Source organism: Kitasatospora sp. NPDC058218 (genome assembly GCF_042882445.1).
GTDB lineage: Bacteria > Actinomycetota > Actinomycetes > Streptomycetales > Streptomycetaceae > Kitasatospora.
Genome location: NZ_JBHVWC010000010.1, coordinates 27,294 through 49,314, shown reverse-complemented (window position 1 = coordinate 49,314; position 22,021 = coordinate 27,294). Strand labels below are relative to the sequence as shown.

The window sequence follows — 22,021 nt, the reverse complement described above, 5'->3', positions numbered from 1 at the left end:
CCGAGCCCGGTGGCCGTGCCGCACGGCTGCGCCGGCGCCCGGCGGCCCCGTCCCCCGCGGGGCGCGAGCCGGGGCCGCCGGGCTCGGCGTCAGCCGTCGAGGAGGTCCATCCAGGTGTCCTCGACCTCCTCGCGCGAGTGCACCTCGATCCCGGTGATCTTCTTCAGAGCGCCGCAGACCAGCTGCTCCTTCTTCTCGATCGCCTCGGGGCGGTAGCCGGTGTCGGCCGTGTCGAGGTGGTCCCACCAGTTGACGTGGGTGCCCCGGTCCTCCTTCTGGTCCCGGGCGCTGCCCAGGAGTTCGCCGTCCTCGCGGAGGAAGAGGTGGGCCACCGCGAAGGCGTCCTTGGCGTGGTACTCACCGCTGTCCACCAGTGCCTTGGCGAACGACACGAAGTAGTTGCGGTGCTGGATCTCGTCGGCCGCGACCTGCTTGAAGATCCGGCGCAGACCCTCGTCCTGGATCACGTGCTGGCACTGACCGTAGTTGACGGCGGCCGTGATCTCGGAGATCGCGAGCAGCACCAGGGTGCGCAGCATGTCGTCGTCAGGGAAGACCTTGCGGAAGGCGAGGAAGGTCTCGTCGTCGATCGCCTCCATCCCGCTGACGTCCGCCAGCCGGTTGAAGACCGTCTCGTGGTGGGCCTCCTCCTCGTTCCAGTAGCGGCTCCAGGTGCCGCACGCCTCCATGACCGCGGCGAGCGCCGGGTTGGTCTTCTCCCAGCGGCGCACCTCGGCCTCGGCCTGCCGCTCCAGACGGTCGGCGCCCGGCTTGGTGGTCAGCTCGGCCCGGCCGGCGTTCCAGACCAGGTTGCGGTCGAGCGGGGTGAGGCTGTCCAGGTCGACGGCGGACAGCATCTCGACGACGCTCCACCGGCGGGACTCGTGCAGCCGCTGCTGCTCCCAGGTGACGTCCACGAGGGACATCCGGCGCACCGTCAGCGCGTCCCAGAGGTCGGTGATGATGGCCGGCGGCTCGGCGGGGACGACCGCCTTCCGGACGACCGGGGCACCGAGGTCAGGGCCGGCGAGGTCCGTCTCGACGATGCTCACGCGGCGTCCTCCTTCGCCTTCTGCTTCTCGAACTCCTCCAGGAACACCTTCAGCACCATCGGCGTCGGGGTGTCCAGGGGCAGCGCGGGCAGCCGCACCCGCACGCCGTAGTCCTTGCGGAGGCCGTTGGCGGTCCGGGCGAACGCCTCCATGAGGTCAATGCTGTTGGTCATCGTGGGGCTGCGGCCGATCACCTCGGCCAGCGTCACGTCGTCGGCGAAGACTTCCTCGTCCGCGAGGCCGGCGTGCTCGCCGAATTTCTGCCGGATGTAGGACTCAACTTCGGGCGTCACCATGGCTCAGAATCATACAAGTTGTCGATTGAGCAGGCCAAGTAATCACAGTTACAAGGAAGTTAACGACTCGTCAGATCTGTTTCGCACCAACACCGATAAGCCCCCGGCCGGAACGGAGGGCTGGTATCGGGAGGGAAATCGGAATTCGGCCGAAATTACCGGACACCTGGTATGTCGGCGGCCGCCGCCGCGGCCGGGTTACGGCGGATCGTCAGCGCGGCGAGCAGGGCGACCGCGAGCGCGAAGCCGATCGCCAGGTACCAGGTGTCACGCGCCGCGCCGAGCACGTCGGCCGCCGAGGCGGTCACGACGGAGACCGCGAGGGCCGTCCCGAGCACCGCGCCGAGTTGCCGGAAGGCCGCGTTCGCCGCACTCGCGGTGGCCAGCCGGGCCGGTTCGACGCCGGCCAGCGCGACCGCCCCCAGCACCGGCCAGACCAGACCGGCCCCCGTGCCCATCACTACCGCGCCGGGCAGCCAGTGCGTGACGAAGTCGGGCCCTGCACCACCGCCCCGGAGCAGCAGCAGCGTCCCGCAGGCGTAGAGCAGGCAACCGGCGATCACCACCGGGCGGTCCCCGAAGCGCTCCGCGAGCCGGCTCGCCGGGCGGGCGACCAGCGCGGTGGCGATCGGCGGCGGCGTGGTGGCCAGCCCGGCCGTGATCAGCGACCAGTGCCAATGCCCGGTCAGGAACAGGATGTTGTTGAGGATGACCATGTAGAAGGTCACCGAGAACAGCATCGATCCGAGGTTGCCGCCGATGGCGCCGCGCGAACGGAGCAGGTCCAGTGCGATGACCGGCGCCGGGTGACGGGCGCTGCGCAGCACCGCCGCCACCGCCAGCAGCGCGCCGCCGGCCAGCGCCCCGAGGGTGCCGGGGCTCGCCCACTCCCAGTCCGGGCCCTTGACCAGGCCCAGCGCGAGCAGGCCGAGCGCGCCGCCGAGCAGTGCCGCACCCAGCACGTCCGGGGTCGGACCGCCGCGCTCGCGCTGCTCGGCGAGGGACCGGGAGGCCCACACGGCCACGACCCCGATCGGGATGTTCACCAGGAAGACCGCCCGCCAGGACCAGTGCTCGGCGAGCAGCCCGCCGAGGCCGGGCCCGATGCCTGCGGCCAGCGCCGCCGCCGCCCCCCAGATGGTGATCGCGATCAGCCGCCGGGCCATCGGGAACATCGGCATCAGCAGGGCGAGCGAGGTCGGCACCAGGATCGCGGCGCCCACGGCCTGCACCAGCCGGGCCGCGATCAGCACCGCCGCCGAGCCGGCGAGGCCGCAGACCACCGAGGCCAGGGTGAAGAGCGTGAGGCCGACCGCGAACGACCGCCGACAACCGAGCCGGTCGGCAGCCCGGCCGGCCGGCATCAGGAAGGCCGCGATCACCACGTTGTAGCCGTTGAGCACCCAGGAGAGCGTCGGCAGGTCGGAGCCGGCGAAGGTCTTGGCGATGTTGGGGAACGCCACGTTCACGATGGTGCTGTCCAGGAAGGCCACGAAGGCCCCGAGACAGCAGAGCAGTACCGCGCCCACGGGCGGCCCGGCGGGCGGACTCGCCACGGCCGCCTGTCCCTTGGCGGGTGCGACGGGCAGATCGGCCATGCGGGCGTCCTTCCTGGGCGACGGGGACGGGCGGTCGGTGCGCCGCCGGGGCACCGCGCCGCAGCGGACCGGCCCCTTCCGGACCGCGCCCGCGCACCGCCGTCGAGCCGCCGGCCCCCCGCCCGCGCCTCTCCCCCTCGGACGCGCCAGCTCGACACGCCCTCCACCGCACGCCCCAGGGGCGTGTGCGGGCACGCGGAACTGGCAATCCCTCCGCATGTGAGCCGAGTACGCGACGCCACAACTCATCGCACCGCACGCCTCATTGGCAACGGCACAGGACGCACCCGACCCCCCGCACACGCCGGTGGGCCAGATCAGATTGCTCGTTGTTACCCGCCAGTGTCAATCCCCTCCCGCCCACCGGACACGCACGGCAGCAGCTTCCTTGACGCCCTGTCAGCAGTGCCCCACCCCCTCCCGCCAGCCACGGCGCCGGCCGGCGCCGGACGGGCCACCGGGAAAGGCGACCGGCCCCGCAGGTCACCCTGCGGGGCCGGTCGTCCGTGCCCGGGCCCGTCGGTCAGTTGACGAAGACCGCGGGGCTGCCGGACTGGCTGGTGTCGGTGACGGGGCCGTAGGCGGCGGAGAAGTAGCCGTCGGCCGGGCAGAGCGAGGAGCCGCCGCTCTTGGCGAAGTGCTCGTTGCGGAAGGCCATGCCGTGGGTGGTGTTGTCGGCGTTGCCGGTGAACGCGCCACTGAGCTGGTAGGTGCAGGTGAGGGTGCCGAACCAGCTGTTGAGCACGGCGGTGGCCTGGATCGGCCCGGCGGTCCCCGCGGTGAGGGTGACCGGCAGGCCCGGGCCGTCGTCGACGGCGATGACGTGGGGCAGGTTGCCGACCGTCAGGCTGCGGACGGAGGTGACCCCGGTGACGTTGCTGGTGCAGGAGCCGAAGGTCAGCCCGGTCAGGGACTCGGTCGCCGTGCCGGGCGCCGCCGGGTTGGTCAGCACCGTGGCGGCGAGCTGGGAGGTGGCGCAGGTGACGCCGGTCGTGCTGGTCGCGGTCGAGTAGAAGGTGGCGCGGGTGTTCGCGGCGAGCGGCGCGGCGAGCGCGTCGCCCGCCGCGACGGCGGCGCCGCCGGCGGTCAGCACCGGGGTGGTGGCGGCGGGGCCCGGAGCGGCGGACGCGGGGACGGCGCCCAGCGCGAGGGCGACGGTGGCGGTGGTGGCGGCGACGGTACAGAGACGGCGAAGGCGCATGGGAAAGCCTCTTCCTCGGTGAGGGGGAATCGAGAAGGCGAACTTTCGCTGCCCCCTGCGGTGGGGGATCGGGGGGCTGACTACGTTGTAGAGCCGTGTCCGTGCACCGTCAAGGCACTGCGGGCAACTTGCTGACGAAAAGTCAGCAAGAGCGGTGGGGAGTGGCACCGAGGTCACCGGTCAGGGGAGCGCTCCACCACCCGGAGGCCGGGCCGCCTCGTGCCGATGTGACTTACCGTCCACGCGGGTGACGGGGCTCGGGGGGCGGCCGGGGATCCCGTACCGGCGGCGCCATAATCCCAGCACAGCACGGCGGTGAGCCGGGTTCCTCCGCCGAACGCGCACCCACCCGAAGAAGAGGCGGACAGCCATGACCGACACCTCCTGGCCGAGCGACCCCGATGCCGACACCTCGATCCGGGAGCTGGCACGTCGCTCCGGAGACGTGCACAACGAGGTCCTGCGGGTGGTGCCCGAACTCCTGAGGCTCTCCCTGGACCAGCTCGTGGAGCGGGGGGAAACGGACCTCGCCACGCTGCACGGCCGGGGGCGGTTGACCGACGCGGAGCTGGAGAACCTGGTCGACCTGCTGCGCCTGACCCGCTCGGACGCGTCACCGAAGGAGAAGTCCGACGGGGTCGACGCCGCACTCGAACACCTCACGACCTCCGGTGGACACCCCTACGCGGTGGTGATCGCCTCGATCGCCTCGGCCAGCAGCCGCGGTTTCCTCCAGCGCATGGAGGAGGCCGGCCCGGAGGCCGTCGCCCTCAAGGCCTCCCAGGGAGCGGTGGTCGCCTCGGACGTCGTCGGCGGGGTCCTCGGCGTCCTCGTCGGCGACGAACTCTGCGGGGTGCCCTGCGGAGTCCTGGGCGGCGCCGCCGGCGCGCTGGGCGCGTCGATCGCGGCCCAGGAACTCCTGTGAGCGGCTGACCGGCACTCACCGTCACAGGCGGACGCGGGCCGTCGCGGCGCCCTCAGCGGTGCTCGGGGTTCTCGAAGTCGAAGCGGCAGCCGGCGTCCCACTCGGAGCGCTGGTTGCCGTGGGCGGGGATGCCGCCGGCGTCCTTGAGCATCCGGGCGAGGTGGAGCAGGTTCCAGCTCATGAAGGTGGCGTTGCGGTTGGTGAAGTCGTTCTCCGGACCGCCCGAGCCCGCGTCGAGGTAGGACGGCCCCGGGCCCGCCTCGCCGACCCACCCCGCGTCGGCCTGCGGCGGGATCGCGTACCCCAGGTGCTGGAGGCTGTAGAGGACGTTCATCGCGCAGTGCTTCGCGCCGTCCTCGTTCCCGGTGATCAGGCAACCGCCGACCCGCCCGTAGTAGGCGTACTGGCCCTCGGAGTTGAGCAGCGAGGAACAGGAGTAGAGCCGCTCGATCACCTGCTTCATCACCGAGGAGTTGTCCCCCAGCCAGACCGGGCCGGCCAGCACGAGGATGTCGGCCGCCATCACCTGGCTGTAGAGCACCGGCCAGTCGTCGGTCTCCCAGCCGTGCTCGGTCATGTCGGGCCAGATACCGGTGGCGATGTCGTGGTCGACCGCCCGGAGCACGTCGACCTGGACGCCCTGGCGCTGCATGATCCTGGTGCTGAGGTCGATCAGGCCCTGGGTGTGGCTGCGTTCGGGTGAGCGCTTGAGGGTGCAGTTGATGACCAGGGCGCGCAGGTCGTCGTAGGTGTGGGGCGAGGTGGACATCGGCGGGCCCTTTCCGGAGGAGGCGGTCGTCGCCCACCAGTCCAGCCGCAGTCCCGGGGCGCCGCCCGTCGGGCTGGGCCGACCGCGCGAGCCGCCCGGCCGGGGGCGGGTCAGCCCTCGTCGACCGGGGGCAGGACCGGCGGCAGGACCGGGGTGACCAGCAACCGCGCGGCCAGCACCGCACCGCCGGTGACGGCGGCCAGGGTGGCGTCGTGGAAGGGACGCAGGTTGCGCTCGTGCCAGAGCGTCTGGGTGGTGGCCCAGGCCGCGTCCAGGGCGCGGGCGACGGAGAAGCTCCCGACCAGGTGCTGCAACGACTCGGCGGCCCGGGCGTCCGGCGTGCCGAGCTGGGCCTCGAAGGCGGCCCGGGCCTCGGTCTCGGCCTGCTCCAGCAGGTCGGCGGCCCGCAGGTGGTCGGCGTGCACGGGCGGGGTGTCCGGCGTGGTGCGGCGCTCGATGCAGGTGGCCACCAGGGCCAGCGGGAGGTCGTGGCTCAGGTGGGCGCTCATCCCGGCGAACGCGAACTGGATCGGCCGGACCGCCCGGTCGCCCCTGGCCTCGAACAGCGGCTGCCAGGCCTCGTTGACCGGGCGGCCCGCGTCGGCGGCCTCGACCGCGTCGAGGTACAGGTTGGCGAGGGCCACCTCCAGGCCCTCGGTGAACGCCCGGTCCTGGAAGGAGCCCGCGGCCGCCGTCCGGCCGATCAGTTCGGCGACCCGCAGGTACATCCGGTTGAAGCAGGCCACGCCGTCCGCCGGGTCCAGCCGGGCCTCGATCGCCCGCAGCCGCCCGACGACCTCGTCGATGCTCTTCGCGGCCCTGGCGTGCGACTGGGTCATGGCCATCCCTTCCGAAAGCGGTCAGTGCGGGGTCGGACCCGACTGCCACGTATACACAGCGGTCACCGCCGCCGGGCCCGCGCGCAGCCCGGACACACCGCCGCCCGTCACCCGAACCGCCCACCGCCCGATCACGGCGGGGCCCTGGACGCGCCGAGGGCCGTCCCCGCCCCCCACGGGCGGGGACGGCCCTCGGCCGTTCCGGGCTCAGGGGCGCGTGCCTCCCCGGGTCGAGACGGCCACGTAGTCCACCCGCATCGGGTGGCCGGGCTCGGTGGCCGGGCCGGGGGTGGCGCCGAGCGCGGCGGGCAGGTTGCCGCCGACGGCGACGTTCAGGATCAGGAACAGGCCGTGGCCGACGGCCTTGTCCCACGTCGCACGGTCCATCTGCGCGGCCGTCACCCGGTGGTGCTCGCGGCCGTCGAGGTACCAGCGGACCTGCTCGGCGCCGGGGGTGAGGTCGACCTCCACCGCGTACCGGTGGAAGCCGGTGCGGCAGTCGGCGCCGCAGGGCCGGTCGCCCGAACCGAGGCCCTTCGGCTCCTGGCAGGGCCCGCCGTCCAGGGTGCCGCAGTGCATCGTGCCGAACACCGAGTCACGGCCGTTGACCTGCTCCATCACGTCGAGCTCGCCGATCGCGGGCCAGCCGGTGTAGCCGTCGCGCAGCCCGGAGCCGAGGGTCCAGAAGGCCGGCCAGTAGCCGGCGGCGGCCGGTCCGGTGACGTCGGGCAGCGCGATCGAGGCCTCGATCCGCAGCACCCCGCCGGGCGGCGGCGCGAGGTCGGACCGGCGGGACTCGATCCGGCCCGAACTCCACCGGCCGTTCTCCAGGGTGGGGACGATCTCCAGCGCGCCCCGGCCGTCGAGGCGGACGTTGGCGGTCGAGTCGGTCATCGTCTCGATCTCCCCGGTGCCCCACTGGGGTGCCGGGCAGCCGGGGTAGCAGGTGCCCAGGTCGTACTGCCAGTGGTCGGCGGAGGGGCGGCTGCCGGCCGGACCGTCGAAGTCGTCCCGCAGCACCGGGGTCCAGCCGTCGGCGCCGGCCTTCCCGGGCCCGGCGGGGGCGGCGACGGCGGGCACCAGCCCGGCCTCGGTCAGCAGCCGTTCGAGCCGGGGCGTGAGCACGACGGCCGCGACGTTGGTCAGGTGCGCGTCGTCCCGGTAGAGAAGGATGCGCTCCAGGACGGCCGGGCAGCTGCGACCCGCGCCGGGGCACAGGACGGAGTTCAGCTCGACCGACCGGACGCCGGGCACCCGACCGGCCGCGATCTCCTCGGCGAGGGGGTCGGGCCACTGCGCACGGCTGCGCGGGAACTCGCAGGCGGCCGGGTCCTCGGTGTGCCCGGAGACGCAGGCCGGGACGTCCGTCCCGGGGATCGGGGTGTCCTGGAGGTAGACGATCGGCACGCCGAGCGCACGCAGCGGCGCCAGCGTCCGCTCCCAGCCGTCGAGCAGGAGCCGGCGGTCGTCGGTGTAGCGGTTGAGCGCGGAGACGACGATCAGTTTGGGCTTCGGCCCGTTCCTCAGCCGCTCCAGGGCGGCCGCCCGCCAGTTGTCGCACTCCCAGTAGGTCCGGCCCAACTGCGGGTTGACCACGTCGAGTTCCGGCAACGGGCAGCCCTGCTTGACCAGTTCCTCAAGCGCCCAGTGGCGCTGGGCAGCGATGGCCAGCACCGGGGAGAACCACTGGCCGGCGTGCGAGTCGCCGAGCAGCACGATCCGGTCCGGGCTGGTGGTCTCGCCGAACAGGCAGGCGGGGCTGGTGACGGCGCTCGGCGCCACCTCGCACTCGCCGTCGGGCGGGAAGTCCTTGCGGGCCTGCGCGGCGGCCGGGACGACCGGACCGCTCCCGGGCGCCGTGGCGGTGCGCACCAGCAGCGAGGTGCCGTCCGGCGAGCCCGGCGGCAGACCGAGCAGGTCCACCGGGCCGGCCGGGCCGAGCAGCCGCAGCGTCCCGGTCCCGACGACCAGGGCCAGCACCACCGGGACGATCACCGCGGTGAGACCCAACGAGAGCCCGCGCCTGGGGAGTTCGGAGACGGTCCGACTACGGCGCAGCGGCTGCTCGATCCAGCGCAGCACCGCCGCGGCGGGCAGCGCGGCCGCCGCGGTCAGCGCCACCTTGACCGGCCAGCCGAGCGTCCCGAGCCGGGCCTCGGCGAGCACCAGCACCGGCCAGTGCCACAGGTAGAGGTTGTAGGAGAGCCGGCCGATCGCGCGCGGGGCGCGCAGGCCGAGCAGCCGGTCCACCCCGGAGCCGGTGGCGACGGCCGTCCGGCCGCCTCGCCGGTCGGGCGTCCCGGCCAGGATGATCGCGGCGGTGGCGAAGGTCGGGACCAGCGCGGCGTAGCCCGGGTAGGGGGTGCCGGCGTCGTAGGCGAGGACGCACCAGCCGATGGCCAGCAGCCCGGCCCAGCCGGTGAGCAGGCGCAGCGGGCGCGGTCCGCGCAGCCGGTGCCAGGGCAGCAGGGCGAGCAGTGCCCCGACCCCGAACTGCCAGACGCGGGAGGGCGTACCGAGGTAGGCGAGTGAGACGGAGTCCTGCGTCCAGTGCAGCGACAGGGCGAAGGAGCCGAGGGTCAGCGCCCCGGCGACGAAGGCCGCCACCGTCCGGACGGCCCGGCCGCGGCGGACCGCCCGGGCCGCCAGGAACACGATCAGCGCGACCAGCGGGGCCCAGAACAGGTAGAACTGCTCCTCCACCGCGAGCGACCAGAAGTGCAGCAGCGGGCTCGGGTCGCGCCCGGCCGCCAGGTAGTCGGTCTGCTGGGAGACGAAGCGCCAGTTGGCGACGGACAGCGCCGAGGCGAGCACGTCGTGCTCCAGGTCGGCGCGGCGCAGCGGGACGGTCAGCCAGGCGCCGGCCAGCGCGACCGCGCCGAGCACCACCGCGGCGGAGGGCAGCAGCCGGCGTGCCCGGCGGGAGAAGAACTCCCCCAGCCGGACCCGGCCGGTGGTGACGGCCTCGCGCACCAGCAGACCGGTGATCAGGTAGCCGGAGACGACGAGGAAGACGTCGACGCCCACGAAGCCGCCGGCCAGGCCGGGTACGGAGGCGTGGAAGGCGAGCACGGCGAGCACCGCCACCGCGCGCAGGCCCTCGATGTCGGGACGGAAGCCGGCCGGGCGGGGTGCCGGCCCCGGGCTGCCGGACGCGCGCGCGCCGGAGCCCCGGGAGCCGGAGCCGCCGCGCGGCGGGCCGGGGATGGTGTAGGTGTCCGGAAGGAGGTCCGGAACCGTGGTCGGGGACATCGGTGTGACGACCTTTCAACCCAGCCAGGGCAGCATCGGGCGGACCCAGCCGGAGGCGAGCAGGGCGGTGAGCACGAGGGTGGCGGTGGCGGCCAGCGCTTCGGGCCAGCGCCTGGGCAGCAGGCCGGTCCGCTCGGAGCGCCGGGGCAGCAGTCGCCGCAGCGCGCCGGGACGGGCCGGGGCGGCCGCGCTCCCGGTGCCCGGGCGGAGCTCGCCGACCAGGTCGCGGATCAGCGGGAGGCCGATCTGGCACTGCACGGCCAGGTAGAGGCCGAGGCCCCAGTTGGGCTCCCAGCCGTTGCGGGCCACCGCCAGGGCGAGGCCCGCCGCGGCCGCGCCGACGGAGGCGCAGAGCCAGCCGAGCGAGACCAGGACCACCCGGCGGGCCAGGCCGCCCGGCTTCGCCCGCCCGGCACCGGTGGGCACCCAGGCCGCGCTGCGACCGCGCAGGGTGTGCCAGAAGGCGGCGCCGGCGGCCACGCTCATCAGCACGTTGGAGCGGACCACCTCGATCCGCCAGCGGGTCCGGCTGATCCGGGGCAGCAGGACGTGCCAGAGCCAGAGCGGCGCGAGCAGCGGCAGGACGTGCCAGGGCCGGATCTGGTCCGGGTACCAGAACATCATCACCAGCGGCGGCAGCGGAGCCACGAAGAGGTTCACCGCGGCGGCCAGGTAGCCGACGACGCCCTCGTAGAAGCAGAGCCGCATCCGCCAGGGCGCCCGGATCTGCCGGAGGACGGGCGAGCCGAGCAGGTGCAGGTTGCCCATCGCCCAGCGGTACTGCTGGTTGACGAAGGAGGCGAGGTTGTCGGGCGAGGTGCCCTTGGCGACCAGGACCGGGACGTAGAGCGTCCGGTACCCCTGTGCGTACAGGCCGAGGCCGGTGAAGAGGTCCTCGCTGTGGTCGAGCCGGGCGAAGCCGCCGGCCGCGTCGATCGCCGCGCGCCGGTAGACCGCGTTGCTGCCGCAGCAGATCGCCGCGTCGCTGGCGTCCCGGGACGGCTGGATCCAGCGGAAGAACCACTCCTGCGCCGAGCCGGCGGCGCGCTGGATCCAGCCCATCGTCCCGTCGGTGTCGAAGCACTGCGGGCTCTGCACGATGCCGATCCGGGGGTCGGCGAAGTACGGCACCAGGTGCCGCAGGAAGTCCGGCCTGGGCGCGAAGTCGGCGTCCAGGATGGCGATGTACTCCGCGCGGCTCAGGGTGAGCGCGTGGTTGAGGTTGCCCGCCTTCTTGAGGTGCCCGCGGTCGGGGCGCACGACGTACTCGTAGCCGTGCGCGGCCGCCAGGTCGGCGACCTCGGTGCGGTCGGCGTCGTCGAGCACCCAGACGGTCAGCGCGCCCGGCCAGTCGAGTTCCCGGACCGCCCGGTAGGCGTTCTCCAGGACGTCGAGCGGCTCGCCGCAGGTCGGCAGGTAGAGGTCGACGGTCGGCAGGTCACCGGGGTTCCAGGCGTGCACCAGGACCTCGTGCGACTGCCTGGTCAGCCGCCGCTGGCGCAGGCTGTTGACCGAGGAGAGCCCGAGCGCGACGACGTTGAGCGCGAGGACGGCGAGGAAGCCCCAGAGGGCCGGGGTCCGCAGCGAGAAGGTGAACATCGTCGCCGCGGTGAAGACGAAGGCCAGCGAGGTGAGAACCAGCACCCAGCGGCGCTGTGGTCCGAAGTACCAGTACAGCTCCTGATCGGAAGGAGGTTGAGGAAGATGTTGGACAGTCATGAGGCCCCCACAGCCGCGTTTCTGACAGCTCCGCGGCCACAGTACCTCATTGGTATAGACCATTCGGCCGACCGTCCGAGAGCCGGGACACCGCCCGCCCGCCCCCGCCTCCCGGCATGATCACTCGACCGCCTCGGTCAGGACCCGACGGAAAAGCGCAGGTCGGGCGGGGATCAACAGCCGTCCGACCTCCCCCGTGGCCCGCCGGGCGCACCCTCGACACCCCGCCGCGACGCCTCCGGCACCTCGCCGCGGCACCGCCCCGACGCCTCCGCGCCGGCGCCCCGACCGCGCCGCGGCCCCCGATCGCCCACCACCGGTCACCCGGCCGTCACCACCCGGCCCACACGTCGCCCCCCGCTCCCCCGGACGTCGCCCCACCCCCGCACGTCGCCCCGTTCCCCCGAACGGCTGCCCGGCCGACCCGTTCGGCGCAGTCCGGATCGTGCCCGCGGCCCGGTGTTCACAGACTCGGAGGCGGGGGTGGACTCAACCGGAGAGGCATCCTCATGAGCATCGGGCTTCGCCGCGTCGTCGCGGTGGCCGCAGTGGTGACCGTCGGAATGGGCCTGGCGTCGTGCAGCAGCGCCAAGGAGTCGTCCGGCGGCACGTCCTCGGGCAGCGCGACCGCGAGCGGTGGAGGGGCGATCAAGATCGGCCTGCTCCTGCCGGAGACCAAGACGACCCGCTACGAGCAGTTCGACCGCCCGCTGATCGAGCAGAAGATCAAGGAACTGGCGCCGAACGCGCAGATCGACTACTACAACGCCAACGAGAACGCGACCACCCAGCAGACCCAGGTGGACACCGCGCTGACCAAGGGCGACAAGGTCCTGATCCTGGACGCGGTGGACTCCAAGTCGATCCAGTCCTCCGTCCAGAAGGCGCACGACGCGGGCGTGAAGGTGATCGCGTACGACCGCCTGGCGCAGGGGCCGGTCGACTCCTACGTGTCGTTCGACAACAAGAAGGTCGGCGAGCTGCAGGGGCAGGCCCTGGTGGCGGCCGTCGGCGACAAGGCGAACGCCGGGTCGATCATCATGATCAACGGTTCGCCGACCGACCCCAACGCGGCCGACTTCAAGGCGGGCGCGCACAGCGCGATCGACGGGAAGCTCAAGATCGGCAAGGAGTACGACACGCCGAACTGGGACCCGAACAACGCCAACCAGGAGGCCTCCGCGGCGATCACCGCGATCGGCGCGCCGAACGTCGTAGGCGTGTACTCGGCCAACGACGGCATGGCCGCCGGTATCGCGACCGCACTGAAGGCGGCCGGCCTCAGCGTGCCGCTGACCGGCCAGGACGCCCAGCTGGACGCGGTGCAGCGGATCCTCCTGGGCACCCAGACGATGTCGATCTACAAGCCGTTCAAGCCGGAGACGGACGCGGCCGCGCGGATGGCGGTGGCGTTCGCCGAGGGCAAGACCCCCGAGCCCGAGCTGGTACCGGTGACGGTGACCAACGGCAGCGGCAACAAGGTGCCCGCCGACCTGATCACCCCGGTCGTGCTGACCAAGGACAACATCAAGACCACGGTGGTCGCCGACGGCCTCTACACCGTCCCGCAGATCTGCACGCCCGACTACGCCGCCGCCTGCGCCCAGGCCGGCCTCACGTAACCACCGCGGGCCGCCTCGCGGTCCGGGCCGCCCCGACGCCCGGGGCGGCCCGGACCCGAAGCCGACGCCGATGCGAAACCCGACGCCGATTCGAAGCCCGACGCCGATTCGAAGCCGAAGAAGCCCCGCCGAAGCAAAGACGCCCCGCCTCCCCCGGAGGCGGGGCAAGGGAGTTGGTCACTGTGGCAGGTGAGACCGTGCTGGCCCTGCGCGGGGTCTCCAAACGGTTCGGCGCCGTCCAGGCGCTCACCGACATCGAGCTGGAGGTGCACACCGGCGAGGTGCTGGCGCTGGTCGGAGACAACGGCGCCGGCAAGTCCACCCTGGTCAAGGCGATCGCCGGCGTGCACCAGCCGGACGAGGGCGTCATCGAGTGGCAGGGCCACCCGGTGTCCATCCACCGCCCCCAGGACGCGCAGCACCTGGGCGTGGCCACCGTCTACCAGGACCTCGCGCTCTGCGACAACCTCGACGTCGTCGGGAACCTCTTCCTGGGCCGCGAGATCAAGCGCTTCGCCGTCCTCGACGAGGTCGAGATGGAGAAGCGCTCGCGCGAGCTGCTGGACACCCTCTCCATCCGCATCCCCAGCGTGCGGATCCCGATCGCCTCGCTCTCCGGCGGCCAGCGCCAGGTGGTGGCGATCGCCCGCGCGCTGATCGGCTCGCCCAAGGTCGTGATGCTGGACGAACCGACCGCCGCCCTCGGCGTCGAGCAGACCGCGCAGGTCCTGGACCTGGTCGAACGGCTGCGCGACCGGGGCCTCGGCGTGATCCTGATCAGCCACAACATGGCGGACGTGATGGCGGTCGCGGACACCGTCGCGGTCCTGCGCCTCGGCCGCAACAACGGCGTCTTCGACCGGCGCGCCACCAACCAGGAACAGATCATCTCGGCCATCACCGGCGCCACGGACAACGCGGTGACCCGCCGACAGGCCCGCGGTACGGAGGGCTCCCAGTGACCGACAACATTCCGGGCGGCGACGAAGGCCGCCGCCACCACCATCCCCTGCCCGAGGACAGCATGCCCAAGGGCGGCATCAACGCCCCCGTACCGGTGGCGGCGGAGGCGACCCCGGTCGTGGACCCGCGACTGATCGTGCGGCAGGAGGGCCTCAAGGGCTATCTGAGCGAGTTCCGCCGGCGGGTGAGCAGCGGCGAACTCGGCTCGCTGCCGGTCGTGCTGGCGCTGATCGTCATCTGGGCCGTCTTCGGCAGCCTGGACAGCACCTTCCTCTCCGCCCAGAACCTCTCCAACCTGTCGCAGCAGATCGTCGGCACCGGCATGATCGCCATCGGTGTGGTCTTCGTGCTGCTGCTCGGCGAGATCGACCTCTCGGTGGGCTCGGTCAGCGGTCTGTGCGCGGCGATCTTCGCCGTCCTCAGCGTCACCCACGGTGTCAACCAGTGGGTGGCCCTGCTCTCCGCCATCCTCGGCGGCGCGGTCGTCGGCCTGATCCAGGGCGTGTTCTTCGCGAAGGTCGGCGTGCCGGCCTTCGTCGTCACCCTCGCGGGCAACCTCGGCTGGAACGGCGCGATGCTGCAGATCCTCGGCGCCAGCGGCACGGTCAACCTCCCCGGCACGGACATCGTCTCCCGCCTCTACAGCACCATCTACAGCCAGCAGATCGCCGCCTACGGCGCCGCCGCCGTGGGCGTGCTGCTGTTCCTCGGCGCCTCGCTGGCCGACGCGAGACGGCGCCGGGCGGCCGGCGTGCCCTACCGGCCGGCGGCCGACCTCGCGGTGCGCACGACGGCCCTGGCCGTCATCGCGTTCCTCGCCGCGTACACCCTCAACCAGTACAAGGGGCTGCCGCTGGCCCTGCTGATCTTCCTGATCTTCATCGTGGTGCTGGACTTCGTCCTGCGCCGCACCACCTACGGCCGCGAGATCTTCGCGCTCGGCGGCAACATCGAGGGTGCGCGCCGCGCCGGTATCAACATCTCGTGGATCCGGATCAGCGTCTTCATCATCTGCTCCACCATGGCGGGGATCGGCGGCCTCTTCCTGGCCGCCCAGATCCAGTCCGCGAGCCAGACCTCCGGCGGCGGCAACCTCCTGATGAACTGCATCGCGGCCGCCGTCATCGGCGGCACCAGCCTCTTCGGCGGCCGGGGCACGACCTGGTCGGCCCTGCTCGGTGCGCTGGTGATCGGCTCGATCCAGTCCGGGATGAACATCGAGGGTCTGAGCAACGCCATCCAGTTCATGATCACCGGCGCCGTGCTGCTGGCCGCCGTGGTCGTCGACTCCCTCGCCCGCCGCACCCAGAAGGCCGCCGGCCGCGCCTGAGCGGCACGCCGCCCGTGCGCCCGCCCGCTCCGTCCATCCGTCCGGAACGACGCAGGCCCGCTCCACCGAGGTGGAGCGGGCCTGCGTGCTGTGGGCGGCCCCGGTCAGAGCACCGGGATCAGCGCACCTGGATCAGAGCGCCGGAGCCGGGAAGGTCGGGTACTCCACGCCGGAGACGTACTGGACGACCCGGATCACCTGGCACGAGTAGCCGAACTCGTTGTCGTACCACAGGTAGAGGATCGCGTTGTCGCCGTCGACCATGGTCGGGCCGGCGTCCACGATCGAGGCGTGGCGCGAGCCGATGAAGTCGCTCGACACCGCGTCGGGGGCGGTGACGAAGTCGATCTGGCGCCGCAGCGGCGAGGTCAGCGACACGTCCCGGAGGTATTCCAGGACCTCCTCGCGGGTGGTCTCGCGACCGAGGCGCAGGCTGAGGATCGCGATCGACACGTCCGGCACCGGCACCCGGATCGAGCTGCCGGTGATCTTCGCGTCGAGGTCGGGCAGCGCCTTCGCGACGGCGGAGGCGGCACCGGTCTCGGTGATGACCATGTTGAGCGGCGCCGAACGGCCCCGGCGGTCCGAGCTGTGGTAGTTGTCCAGCAGGTTCTGGTCGTTGGTGAACGAGTGGACGGTCTCCACGTGGCCGCGCAGGACGCCGTACTCGTCCGCCATCGCCTTCAGCGGCGGGACGATCGCGTTGGTGGTGCAGGACGCGCAGGAGAGGATCTGCTCGTCCGGCTTGATCATGTCGTGGTTCACACCGTGGACGATGTTCGGGACGTCGCCCTTGCCCGGCGCGGTCAGGACCACCTTCTCGATGCCGGGGCGCAGGTGCTTCGACAGCCCCTCGCGGTCCCGCCACCGGCCGGTGTTGTCGATCAGGATCGCGTCCTTGATCCCGTACTCGGTGTAGTCCACCTTCGTCGGGTCGTCGGAGTAGATCACCGTGATCGCGTGACCATTGGCGATGATCGTGTTGTTCGCCTCGTCGACGGTGATCGTGCCGTTGAACTGGCCGTGGATCGAGTCGCGCCGCAGCAGCGAGGCGCGCTTCACGAGGTCGTCGCCCGCACCCTTGCGGACGACGATGGCACGCAGCCGCAGGCCGTTGCCCGAGCCGGCCTTCTCGATGAGCAGGCGGGCCAGCAGCCGGCCGATCCGGCCGAACCCGTACAGCACGACGTCGCGCGACCCGCGACGCTCCAGCTTGTTGGCACCCGTGGCGCCGGCCACCGCCTCCGCGGTGAACTCCGCCACCGACAGACCGCGGTCATCGGCCTTGTACGTCGCGGCGAGCATGCCGATGTCGATCTGGGAGGGACCGAGGTCCAGCGCGGTGAGCGCGTGCAGGAACGGCAGCGTCTCGGTGACCGAGAGCTCCTCACCGGCTATCTGGCGGGCGAACCGGTGGGTCTTGAGGATGCTGACCACCGACTTGTTCACCAGGGAACGGCTGTGCAGCAGAACGGTGACGTCCCGCTCCCGCTGCAGCCTCCCGATGATCGGGATCATCGACTCCGCGATCTCCTCGCGGTTCATCCAGTTAGTGAACACGTCTTCGTTGACAGTCACGGGTCCATCTTTCGAGCTAGGCGAATGCCTACATGCTAGCTTTGAGCCATTTTGGCCTCTCAGCCGGACCCACCCGAGCAGGGATTTCCCCACCGCGGCGGCCCCGGGGGTCCGCGCCACCGCCGCGCCGACGGGCCCCCGCGCGCAGCCCCGGAGCCTCCCGGTGCCGGGCACCGCCCGCCGGATCCCGGTGACGGTCACGGCGGCGTCGAAGCCGAGCACGGGGTCGGGCCGGTCGGACGGCGGGCTCTCGTGGAGGGGCCGATGGTGGGCGACCTTCCGGGGGTCCGACGTTCGTCACCCCGGTGGCGATCATGTCGCCGGCCCAGCAGCCACCCGGTCGCCCCCGGTCGGCGTCAGCTCCGGCGGGGCTCGGTGGTCAGGGTGGTGGAGAAGACGGGTCGGCCCGCCTGGGTGGCGTCGACGCGGGTGCGGGGGCGGCCCTCGGCGTCGGGGGGTTCGGGCGCGACCGTCAGCCGGCAGGGCTGGTCGAACTCGACGTAGCGCAGGAAGGTGCTGTCGAAGACGACCGGGACCATCGGGTGCGGCCGGGCGGCCTGGGTCGCCTGGACGACGGCCTCCAGCAGCACCATGCCCGGCACGTGGTCGTGCGGGTGGTCGAAGAGGACCCGGTGGCCGGTGTCGGTGCGCAGTTGCCAGCGGCCCGCCGTGCCCGTCGGCGAGATGACGACGTCGCGCCGGTGCAGGCGGCCAACCAGGGTGGCGGGGGCCGGCAGGGTGAGCGGGATCGCCCGGGCGAACGCCTCGCCGGCGTCCGCGTAGCGGCCGCGCAGTCGGTCGTACAGGGCGGGCGGGTGGCTGGTGTAGTGCAGTTCGGCCGTCCCGAGGTGGCGTCCGGCGCGCCGGGCCTCGACCTGGGAGACGAGGTGGGCGGAACCGAGCCGGCGCCGTGTGATCGAACTGTGCGAGATGCGCAGATCGATCCGGGCCGGGCCGGAAGTCGTGCGCAGCTCGTCCGAGTTGACGGAAGTTCGGATACGCTCCAGACCGAAGCGGTACCCGAGCGGGATGCCGTGGACGGCATGGCTCAGCACGGACAGCGCCTGGCGGGCGCTCTCGGTGAACAGCAGGGGGCTGTAGCGGCCGCCCTCGGCGTAGAAGGGGTGGTCGTGCGGCCATTGGACGGTCACCCACTGGGTGGCGCCGCAGACGTCGCCCCAGTCGGTGACGAGTGCTTCAGCCGCCATGGACTTGCCGACGAGCCTCGGTATCTCCGGCGCGGCCGCCGGCCGGGTGGTGGCTGTGTGCTGAACGATCGTTGGACGCGACTCCATGATGAGCCGTCTCCCCCCGGAGTCAGTGTGGCGGAGGACGGGAGCGTCGCAATCGTCCCCCCAGCCTATAAAATGAAGAATACTCTTCTTTATCAAGCAACATGAGGTGTTGTCGCATGGTGGGACGCCCAGTGAAGCAGGAGCGGGCCGAGCGGACGCGGGCCGCCCTCATCCAGGCCGCCGCGAAGCTCTTCGGAGAACAGGGCTTCTCCGGGACCAGCGTCGTGAAGATCGCCGACGAGGCGGGCCTGACCCTGGGCGCGGTGTACTTCCACTTCAGGAACAAGAGCGAGCTGGCCCGGGAGATCGTCTTCCGGCAGCCCGAGTGGGTGGTGACCCCGCGCCCCTCGGAGGGGCTGCAGCGCGTCGTCGACGTGTCGCTCACCTGGGCCTGCCAGCTCCTGGACAACCCCATCCTGCAGGCGGGCGCCCGACTGGTCTGGGAACAGGAGCAGTTCAACTCCCCGGACGAGAACTCCCACCGCCAGTGGGCCGAGATACTGCTGGAGGACCTGGTCGTCGCCCAGCGCCGGCGGGAGCTGCGGGCCGGCACCGACATCCAGGCCCTCGCGCGCCTGGTGGTCTATGCGTGTACGGGTGCTCAGATGCATTCGTTCATCGAGACCAGGCGGGCCGATCTCCCGGAGCGCGTCGTGGAGTTCTGGCAGCTCCTGCTGCCCGCCGTCGCAACGCCGAGCACGGCCAGGCGGATCGAGCTCTCGGAGTGCCGCGGGCGGCCGGAGTAGCGCCCGACGCCCGGGCCCGTGGCCCACGGCCTGTTTCCCGGATGGTCGACCGTCCCGACTGGTGCGCCGCGCAACGGGCCCGGGACAATGATCCACATCCGAGTTCGAGGACACCGAGGACCGGCTCGCGGGCCTGTCGGCGCCGCGGGCAGGGGGGCGAAGCACATGGAGCACGGCCAGGGGCTGTTGCAGGACAAGACCGTCATGATCACCGGAGCGTCCAGCGGGATAGGCGCGGCCGCCGCCCGGCTGTTCGCCGCCGAGGGTGCGGCCGTGGTGCTGATGGCCCGCCGCAAGGAACTGCTCGACCGGCTCGCCGAGGAGATCCGCTCCGGGGGCGGCCGGGTCGAGGTGGCACCGGGGGACGTGACGGCGCCGGCGGACGTCGAACGCGCCGTCAACACGGCGGTGGAGGCGTTCGGCGGCCTGAACGGCGCCTTCAACAACGCCGGTTGGGGATCGATCGGCTCAGAGCTGCACGAAACGGACGACGCGGTCTACGACCGGATCATGGACGTCAACGTGCGCGGCGTGTGGAACTGCCTGAAGCGTCAGGTGCCGGTGATGCTGCGACAGGAGTCGGGCGGGTCGATCGTCAACACCGCCAGCATCGCCGGCCTGTTCGCCACCGGCGCGGTCTCCCCGTACGTCGCGGCCAAGCATGCGGTGCTCGGCCTGACCCGGGCCGCGGCGGCCGAGTACGGGGCGCGCGGCATCAGGGTCAACGCGCTGGTGGTCGGGACCACCCGCACCGAGCTGATCGAGGACGCCATGCGCCAGGTACCGCAGTTGGAGCAGGTGGCGGTGGCCAGGTCCATCCAGCCCCGGCTCGCCGAACCGGTCGAGGTGGCGCGCGCGGCGGCCTGGCTGCTGAGCGACCAGGCCTCGTTCGTCACCGGTGGTGCCGTCCCCGTCGACGGCGGCTGCAGCGCCGTCTGACGGGGCCGGCGGGGGGACTCTCGCCCGGGGGCTCAAGTCAGGCACTGCTCTCCGCAGCCGATGAGCTCCCAGATGCGGCTGATGTGTTCCACGGACTGCCCGTCCAGGGGCTCCTTGCGGCAGGCCCGCTGGCGGATGCAGGACTCCGCACCGGTGACCAGGTACCCGGCCAGGGTGGCGAGGGTGGTCCGGTCGCCGTACGGGCCCAACTCGGCCTCGTGCGTCTCCTGCAGACGCTCCTGGATCACCGGGGCCCAGGTCGACGACCAGTCCGGCTCGCCGGGTTGCTCCCTGGCGAGCCGGGCCGCGGCGCGCACCACGGCCTCCCGTTCCAGCAGGTCGGCCAGCGCCAGTGTCAGCGAGATGACCGACTGGACCGGGGGTTCGCTGCGCGCCGTGACCTGGCCCACCACGGCCTGGGTCACGGCGTGGCCCTGGGTCCGGACCACCGCGGCCATCTCCTCCTTGCTCTGGAAGTGGAAGGTCAGGGCTCCGGTGGTGATTCCGGCCGACCTGGCGATCCGCGCCAGGGACGCCCCCGCGTATCCGTCGCGGTCGAACTCGCCAGCGGCCGCGCTGACCAGGTTCTGTCGCGTCCGGGCCGCCCTCTCTTGCATCATCATGCTCCTGTCAGATGTGGCGTTCATACACCCGCACCATAGGCGTAAAAAAAGAATGCCACTATTTTTGTAGCGGGGGCGCCTCCCCGTGGTGCATCCTGTGTAGAACTGGTGTACAGGGGGGACTTTATGACTCTGACGGCAACCTCTCGAACCGAACTACCAGGTCAGCCCCGGGCCGTGGTGTCGGTTCAGTACCGACGGACCGAGAAGACCGCCGAGCCGCAAGCGATCCGGGTGCTCGTAGTCGCCGGCGACCACGACACAGCCGAAGGAAGGGCACACGACCTCCGACGACAGGGGTACTGCACGAGGCTCGCCAGCACTGGCGCAGAGGTGCTGAGAACCCATGAGCACTCGGACATGATCCTGCTCGACCTCGATCTTCCCGACATCGACGGCCTCGAAGTGTGCCGTTCGATACGAGCGAGCGGAGACAAGCCCATTATCACTCTCACCGGTCGCGACACCGAACTTGACCGGGTGCTCGCCCTCCAGGCGGGCGCGGACGACTGCGTCGTCCGTTCCTGCGGCCCGCGCGAGATGACGGCGCGTATCGAGGCCGTCCTGCGCCGGGCTCATCCTAGACCGGCCCCCATCCGCATATTATCCATCGGCCCTCTGCACGTTGACGAAAGGACCCGCGAAGTCCGCCTGCACGGCGAGCGGGTGAGCCTCACCGCCAAGGAGTTCGAGCTGCTGCACATCCTGGCCTCGAACCCCGGCAACGTCATGTCACGCAAGGATCTGATGGCCCGGGTCTGGGACACCGACTGGGTGGACTCCAGCCGCACCATCGACACGCACGTGCGCAACCTTCGCGCGAAGCTGGGAGCCAGCACCTGGGTCATCACCGTCCGCGGCGTCGGCTACCGCATCGGCCACGGCTGACGCCCGGCGCCCGCAGGCGCGCGGCCCCCGCCGCGCACGCAACTCCGCAGGCACGTACGCCCGTAGACGCATCCCCGTAGACGCACCACAAAGACAGCCCCCCATCGCGATTCCCCGCAGGCGAACCTCCGCGAGCGCACCCCGCAGGACCGCAACCCGTCGTCCGAACAATCGTCAACTGCTGTTTCCCCTGCGGTCGACGAACGGACGGACGGCGCGGCCCGGGGCAGGCGACCCCGGCGCGACGACCGAACGGTTCGACAGACGGCAGTGGGGGCCGCCCCGGGGGGGGGGGGCCCAGCCCAGAACAGGGCGCGCGCGGCCCGCCGCAGCCGGGGGGGGGGGGGCGGGCGGGGGGCCAAGGACCCCGCGGGCGGGGGGGAAAC

At 72.1% G+C, this 22,021-nt stretch carries 18 protein-coding genes; 7 read left to right on the top strand and 11 right to left on the bottom strand.

The window, feature by feature from the left end; translation table 11 throughout:
- Positions 1 to 89: 89 nt before the first annotated feature.
- From ACFVYI_RS08565 to ACFVYI_RS08550, 4 genes are all read right to left on the bottom strand, one after another.
- Entirely contained in the window at positions 90 to 1,052 is a 963-nt protein-coding gene (locus tag ACFVYI_RS08565) for an acyl-ACP desaturase (RefSeq protein ID WP_387882392.1), read from the bottom strand.
- The gene (locus ACFVYI_RS08560; protein ID WP_387882391.1) at positions 1,049 to 1,348 is read right to left on the bottom strand and encodes a hypothetical protein; all 300 of its coding nucleotides are present in this window, start codon (positions 1,346 to 1,348) and stop codon (positions 1,049 to 1,051) included. The genes ACFVYI_RS08565 and ACFVYI_RS08560 overlap by 4 nt, the downstream gene beginning before the upstream one ends.
- A 155-nt stretch (positions 1,349 to 1,503) precedes the next feature.
- A complete protein-coding gene (locus ACFVYI_RS08555) occupies positions 1,504 to 2,946 on the bottom strand; it encodes an MFS transporter (protein ID WP_387882390.1) in 1,443 nt (480 codons plus the stop codon).
- A gap of 523 nt (positions 2,947 to 3,469) precedes the next feature.
- A complete protein-coding gene (locus tag ACFVYI_RS08550; RefSeq protein ID WP_387882389.1) occupies positions 3,470 to 4,147 on the bottom strand; it encodes a Tat pathway signal sequence domain protein in 678 nt (225 codons plus the stop codon).
- A 370-nt stretch (positions 4,148 to 4,517) separates the two neighbouring features.
- On the opposite strand from ACFVYI_RS08550, the gene ACFVYI_RS08545 reads away from it, so the two are divergent.
- Positions 4,518 to 5,072 carry a hypothetical protein gene (locus ACFVYI_RS08545; protein WP_387882388.1) on the top strand — a complete coding sequence of 185 codons (555 nt, stop codon included), beginning with the start codon at positions 4,518 to 4,520 and terminating at the stop codon, positions 5,070 to 5,072.
- A gap of 52 nt (positions 5,073 to 5,124) precedes the next feature.
- Here ACFVYI_RS08545 and ACFVYI_RS08540 read toward each other — a convergent pair whose 3' ends face one another.
- The 4 genes from ACFVYI_RS08540 to ACFVYI_RS08525 all read right to left on the bottom strand — a co-directional run bounded on the left by ACFVYI_RS08540 (position 5,125) and on the right by ACFVYI_RS08525 (position 11,651).
- Positions 5,125 to 5,841, bottom strand: coding sequence for a flavodoxin family protein (locus ACFVYI_RS08540; protein WP_387882387.1), 717 nt, complete (start codon positions 5,839 to 5,841; stop codon positions 5,125 to 5,127).
- 110 nt (positions 5,842 to 5,951) lie between these two features.
- Entirely contained in the window at positions 5,952 to 6,680 is a 729-nt protein-coding gene (locus tag ACFVYI_RS08535) for a DUF5995 family protein (protein WP_387882386.1), read from the bottom strand.
- A 207-nt stretch (positions 6,681 to 6,887) separates the two neighbouring features.
- Positions 6,888 to 9,932 (bottom strand): acyltransferase family protein, encoded by a 3,045-nt coding sequence (locus tag ACFVYI_RS08530; protein ID WP_387882385.1) that lies wholly within the window; start codon positions 9,930 to 9,932, stop codon positions 6,888 to 6,890.
- Between the two features lie 15 nt (positions 9,933 to 9,947).
- The gene (locus ACFVYI_RS08525; protein ID WP_387882384.1) at positions 9,948 to 11,651 is read right to left on the bottom strand and encodes a glycosyltransferase family 2 protein; all 1,704 of its coding nucleotides are present in this window, start codon (positions 11,649 to 11,651) and stop codon (positions 9,948 to 9,950) included.
- A gap of 509 nt (positions 11,652 to 12,160) precedes the next feature.
- Between ACFVYI_RS08525 and ACFVYI_RS08520 the strand changes: the two genes are divergently transcribed.
- The 3 genes from ACFVYI_RS08520 (at position 12,161) to ACFVYI_RS08510 (ending at position 15,566) form a co-directional block, all read left to right on the top strand.
- Positions 12,161 to 13,273, top strand: a complete 1,113-nt coding sequence (locus ACFVYI_RS08520; RefSeq protein WP_387882383.1) for a substrate-binding domain-containing protein — start codon at positions 12,161 to 12,163, stop codon at positions 13,271 to 13,273.
- A gap of 182 nt (positions 13,274 to 13,455) precedes the next feature.
- On the top strand, positions 13,456 to 14,235 hold the full coding sequence (locus ACFVYI_RS08515; protein ID WP_387882382.1) for an ATP-binding cassette domain-containing protein: 780 nt from the start codon (positions 13,456 to 13,458) through the stop codon (positions 14,233 to 14,235).
- 62 nt (positions 14,236 to 14,297) lie between these two features.
- Positions 14,298 to 15,566 (top strand): sugar ABC transporter permease, encoded by a 1,269-nt coding sequence (locus ACFVYI_RS08510; protein WP_387882567.1) that lies wholly within the window; start codon positions 14,298 to 14,300, stop codon positions 15,564 to 15,566.
- Positions 15,567 to 15,698: 132 nt separating this feature from the next.
- Here the strand turns inward: ACFVYI_RS08510 and ACFVYI_RS08505 are convergent, their stop codons facing one another.
- Together ACFVYI_RS08505 and ACFVYI_RS08500 are read right to left on the bottom strand one after the other, a co-directional pair.
- Positions 15,699 to 17,144, bottom strand: coding sequence for a glyceraldehyde-3-phosphate dehydrogenase (locus tag ACFVYI_RS08505; protein ID WP_387882381.1), 1,446 nt, complete (start codon positions 17,142 to 17,144; stop codon positions 15,699 to 15,701).
- A 356-nt stretch (positions 17,145 to 17,500) separates the two neighbouring features.
- The gene (locus ACFVYI_RS08500) at positions 17,501 to 18,439 is read right to left on the bottom strand and encodes a ScbA/BarX family gamma-butyrolactone biosynthesis protein (RefSeq protein WP_387882380.1); all 939 of its coding nucleotides are present in this window, start codon (positions 18,437 to 18,439) and stop codon (positions 17,501 to 17,503) included.
- Positions 18,440 to 18,555: 116 nt separating this feature from the next.
- On the opposite strand from ACFVYI_RS08500, the gene ACFVYI_RS08495 reads away from it, so the two are divergent.
- Together ACFVYI_RS08495 and ACFVYI_RS08490 are read left to right on the top strand one after the other, a co-directional pair.
- Complete coding sequence (locus ACFVYI_RS08495) at positions 18,556 to 19,185, top strand: ScbR family autoregulator-binding transcription factor (protein ID WP_387882379.1); 630 nt, start codon at positions 18,556 to 18,558, stop codon at positions 19,183 to 19,185.
- Positions 19,186 to 19,350: 165 nt separating this feature from the next.
- On the top strand, positions 19,351 to 20,124 hold the full coding sequence (locus ACFVYI_RS08490) for an SDR family NAD(P)-dependent oxidoreductase (protein ID WP_387882378.1): 774 nt from the start codon (positions 19,351 to 19,353) through the stop codon (positions 20,122 to 20,124).
- Positions 20,125 to 20,156: 32 nt separating this feature from the next.
- On the opposite strand, the gene ACFVYI_RS08485 is transcribed toward ACFVYI_RS08490, so the two are convergent.
- Positions 20,157 to 20,741: a TetR family transcriptional regulator gene (locus ACFVYI_RS08485; RefSeq protein WP_387882377.1), complete on the bottom strand. Its 585-nt coding sequence runs from the start codon at positions 20,739 to 20,741 to the stop codon at positions 20,157 to 20,159.
- A gap of 183 nt (positions 20,742 to 20,924) precedes the next feature.
- Between ACFVYI_RS08485 and ACFVYI_RS08480 the strand changes: the two genes are divergently transcribed.
- Positions 20,925 to 21,635: a response regulator transcription factor gene (locus ACFVYI_RS08480; protein WP_387882376.1), complete on the top strand. Its 711-nt coding sequence runs from the start codon at positions 20,925 to 20,927 to the stop codon at positions 21,633 to 21,635.
- Positions 21,636 to 22,021 lie beyond the last annotated feature (386 nt).